This window comes from Halorubrum sp. ARQ200 (assembly GCF_005435115.1).
Lineage (GTDB): Archaea > Halobacteriota > Halobacteria > Halobacteriales > Haloferacaceae > Halorubrum > Halorubrum tropicale.
Map to the genome: position 1 here is coordinate 1 of NZ_SGTZ01000047.1, position 480 is coordinate 480.

The 480-nt window shown below is 71.7% G+C and carries 1 protein-coding gene; it reads left to right on the forward strand.

Annotated elements, in window-relative coordinates:
• Positions 1 to 480: iron-containing alcohol dehydrogenase (locus EXE50_RS16975; RefSeq protein ID WP_137705650.1), on the forward strand; the 480-nt coding region annotated here is incomplete at both ends.

Below are 480 nucleotides of genomic sequence, written 5' to 3' on the forward strand. Positions count from 1 at the left end.
GGATTCGGCGAACTGACCGAAGACGACCCCGACCCCGAGCAGTTCGACGACGCGGTCGCAGGCGTCGTCTGTGCGCAGTACGGCATCTCCACGCCGGGCGCCTACCGCGCGTCGATCATCCACGCGTTCGGCCACGGGTTCTCGAACGACTACGACGCCCACCAGGGGACGGTTCACGGCGTGCTCGCACCGGACGTGCTGCGGTACGTGTTCGGCGAAGTGGACGGCCGGCGGCGCCTGCTCGCGGAGGCGCTCGGCGTCGCCGAGCCGTCGATGGACGACGACGAACTCGCCGGGGCGGTCGTCGACGCCGTCGCGGGGGTCCGTGACGATCTCGGCCTCCCCAGCCGGCTCCGGGCGATCGACGGGCTCTCGCGGGACGACCTGCCCGACATCGCCGAGATCATCCACGACGACGGGCTGTTCGCGGAGGCGCCGGTCCAGCCCTCGGTCGCAGAGATCGAGGACGTGCTCGCGGAC